Origin of the sequence: Rhodoferax sp. (assembly GCF_023701345.1) — a bacterium.
In the GTDB taxonomy this organism is placed as follows: Bacteria; Pseudomonadota; Gammaproteobacteria; order Burkholderiales; family Burkholderiaceae_C; genus Rhodoferax.
On record NZ_JAMPXE010000223.1, the window covers coordinates 1 to 2,748 of the forward strand.

Sequence of the window (2,748 nt, forward strand, 5' to 3'; positions counted from 1 at the left end):
CTGCCGTGCATGTTGTACCGATTTGGCGCCAACACGCCGATTGGACAACTGCTGGACCTGGGCGTTTTCGCCACCTGGCTGCTGTGCGCACTCATCACGGTGGGGTTGACGGTGGCGGTCAGTCTGAATGCACGCATTGGCTGGAATGATGCCTCTTTTGGCGCGCTGGTGGCGGCATTTCCCAATTCCGGGTTCATGGGCGTGCCACTGCTGGTGGCTTTGCTGGGTACGCAATCGGCCGGGCCGGTGATTTTGACCATGGTGATCGACATGATCGTGACCACCTCGCTGTGTATTGCGCTGTCACGGCTGGATGGCGCCGAGGAGCATGGTGCCGCCAAGGCGTTCAACAAAGCCCTCAAGGGCGTGCTGGCCAACCCGTTGCCTTGGGCTATTTTATTGGGGGCGCTGGTGTCTGTGGTCGGTTGGGAGCCCCCCAAACCGGTGGCGCAAACGATTGGCTTGCTGGCCGATGCGGCCTCCCCGGTGGCGTTGTTCACGATTGGCGCGGTGCTGGCACGTGCCCAGATACTCGCCAAAGCGGGGCATGTTACCGCGCCACTGCTGCGGGATTATTTGCCGGTGGCACTATTCAAGTTGTTTGTGCATCCGCTGCTGGTGCTGCTGGTGGGCTCCGGGCTGATCAGTCTGGGACTGCCCTTGTCGCGCTTTGCCTTGACGGTGATGGTGCTCACGGCGGCATTGCCAAGCGCCAGCAATGTGTCGTTGCTGGCCGAGCGCTTTGGCGCTGACAACGGGCGCATTGCCCGCATCATTCTGGTCTCAACCGCCACGGCGTTCGTGACGTTTTCAATGGCCGTGGCACTGATGATTTAGCCGAGTCGGCATCTCTCTTTTGTCAAAGCCTGTTTGCATTTTGATCCAAATCAATACAGGGTTTTCCCGCGGGTGTGTAATTGGTTCTGGAACTTTTTTGATGCCTTGGGTGGTTTACACGCCCGTTATTTGAAAGAATGCAATGCCTTCCTGGTTTTCATATACCTTCTTTACTGTGGTCGTGGTGCTGGCCAGCACCGCTTTGTTTTTCTTTACCTTGACGCGTGGCGCGCTGCTCATGCGCGGCATCACCGGACGACTCACGCACGATGCTGCGCATGTGTACCCGATCTATTCCAATATGCGCCTGATCCGTCTGATTGACTGGCAGCCCATCATTTCAGCGATTTTGCTATTCCAGTACAGCCACCTGGTGTCCCTCATCGTGAATGGCCTGAACCGTGACAACTTGAAAGGCAAGCAGGTGCTGATCACCTCCTGTGCCTTTGGCAATGTCATGCCACGCGTGACGCAGGCCGCTGTTGACGCCGGGGCCAGCAAGGTGCTGGTGGCCGACATCATTCAAAATGAGCTGGACCATGCCGAGAGCAAGCTGACCGCGCACGCCGGTAAAACCGTCTACACGCAGGACAATGCGATTGCCATGAAGCAGGCCGACGGTTCAGTGCGCGCCAATGTCATGTTTTTCCTGTTGCATGAATTGCCAAATCACCTCAAGATTGAAGCGCTCAACGAGGCCATGCGGGTGCTTGAGCCGGGCGGCAAGCTGTATCTTGGCGAGTTCCACAAACCTCGCCCCTGGGTGCTGCGCGCCTTGAGCTGGACCTATTTCAAGGTTTTTGAACCCTATGGCCTGGCGTTGTGGAATACGCACGACCCGGTGTTGCAACTGCAGTCCATGCCTGGCGTGACCTGCGAGCGCCACACCGTGTTTTTTGATAATTTCCAGGTGATTGTGGCAACCAAAGCGGCCGCCTGAACTTTGCCACTCGCGGAGAGTCGCTCAGATATTGTGCGGATCCACGTCGATTGCCCAACGGATCACGCCTTTGCATTCAGGCTGTGTCCGGGTGCTGTGCAGCACCCCTTGCCAGCTACTTAAAAACCGCTGCAGCGCGGTGCGTGAAGGGCTTTCCACCAGCATTTGCGCGCGCTCGATGTTGGCAATGCGCGCCATGCTCATAGGCACCGCCGGATAAAGCGTGACTTGCACCAGCAGGGCGGCCGTGTCACTTTGGCTGGCGGCGGCCTGACTGGCCAGGGTCAAAAAGCCTTGCGCGGCTTCCTGGCTGCGCGCTTCGGCCCGGACCAAGGCCTGGAAGCTGAAGGGCGGCATGGCGGCCTGCAGGCGCTCTTTCAGTTGTGAGGCAGCAAAAGCGGGGAAGTCGTGTTTTTTCAGTGCTTCATACAAGGGGTGTGTGGGCAGAAAAGTCTGCAGCCACATTTCGCTCTGCCTGGTCACGGTTTCATCGCGTCCGGCGCGTCCGGCCGCCTGCATCAACAGGCTGAAGAGTCTCTCGGGCGCGCGAAAATCGCTGGAAAACAAGGCGTTGTCAGGGTTGACGGCGGCCACCAGCGTGATGCGGCGAAAGTCATGTCCTTTGGCAATCATCTGGGTGCCCACCAGCACATCCACCTCGCCCGTGTGCACCTGGGCCAGTTGTGATTCGAGCGCGCCCTTGAGTCGCGTGGTGTCGGCATCAATGCGCACAATGCGCACCGGTTGACCGTCCGGACGCTGTACCCCCGCCAGCAATTCAGCCAGGTGTTCTTCCAGCCGTTCGGTACCGCGCCCCAGCGGGGTGACATCGGGGTTGCCGCAGGCGGGACAGGCGCGCGGTACGCGCTCACTCAAACCACAGTGGTGGCAGCGCAGGGTGCGGTCAATCTTGTGGAACACCCGGTAGGCGCTGCAGTGGGGACATTCGCTTTTCCAGTCGCAGTCGCTGC

Annotated in this window: 3 protein-coding genes; 2 read left to right on the forward strand and 1 reads right to left on the reverse strand. The window is 59.2% G+C overall.

All coding sequences use genetic code 11. The features are described from left to right. Positions 1-837 (forward strand): AEC family transporter (locus NDI87_RS17420; RefSeq protein ID WP_296276861.1); only part of this gene is annotated, 837 nt, incomplete at its 5' end. A gap of 142 nt (positions 838-979) precedes the next feature. Continuing rightward, the gene (locus NDI87_RS17425) at positions 980-1,777 is read left to right on the forward strand and encodes a class I SAM-dependent methyltransferase (protein WP_296276862.1); all 798 of its coding nucleotides are present in this window, start codon (positions 980-982) and stop codon (positions 1,775-1,777) included. Between the two features lie 24 nt (positions 1,778-1,801). Here the strand turns inward: NDI87_RS17425 and priA are convergent. Further along, the coding region (priA, locus tag NDI87_RS17430; protein ID WP_296276864.1) for a primosomal protein N' at positions 1,802-2,748 on the reverse strand (947 nt) is incomplete at its 5' end.

Bases quoted from the DNA above. Each gene is read 5' to 3' on its own strand.
- NDI87_RS17425 (WP_296276862.1), top strand. From the start codon at position 980: ATGCCTTCCTGGTTTTCATATACCTTCTTTACTGTGGTCGTGGTGCTG.